Below are 240 nucleotides of genomic sequence, written 5' to 3' on the forward strand. Positions count from 1 at the left end.
AGGACTGCATTATCCTTAGAAAGGAGGTGATCCAGCCGCACCTTCCGATACGGCTACCTTGTTACGACTTCACCCCAATCATCTGTCCCACCTTAGGCGGCTGGCTCCAGTGAGGTTACCCCACCGACTTCGGGTGTTACAAACTCTCGTGGTGTGACGGGCGGTGTGTACAAGGCCCGGGAACGTATTCACCGCGGCATGCTGATCCGCGATTACTAGCGATTCCGGCTTCATGTAGGC

The 240-nt window shown here is 56.2% G+C and carries 1 rRNA gene; it reads right to left on the bottom strand.

The annotated features are described in order from the left end of the window. Positions 1 to 19: 19 nt before the first annotated feature. Positions 20 to 240 (bottom strand): 16S ribosomal RNA (locus M3226_RS32035); the annotation flags it as partial.

The sequence above is a fragment of the Neobacillus cucumis genome, assembly GCF_023715505.1.